A 320-nucleotide genomic window follows, 5' to 3' on the forward strand; every position below is an offset into this window, starting at 1 on the left:
ACTGTAAAATTATTACTAGGTTATGGCATTTCGATGAGTTATTTGTTCTTTATGATGATGATAATTTTTATGCCAATTTATTTACAACAATATAAGAATAAATTATCTTTTGAGTGGTGTATAATATATTTTTCCTCAGGAATAATAGGTGCATGTATTTCTTCCATTAATCTAATGAACTATTCACATATGAATCAATTTATAGATGTATACGAATGGGAAAGAGTTGGATTAACAAGATTAAGTGGATTCTATGGTGATGCCAATTTTTATTCTGCACATATTTTAGTAGCTATTGGTGGACTACTAATAATTTCAAT

The organism is Bacillus sp. JJ722, assembly GCF_036963345.1.
Classification (GTDB): Bacteria; Bacillota; Bacilli; order Bacillales; family DSM-1321; genus Bacillus_AD.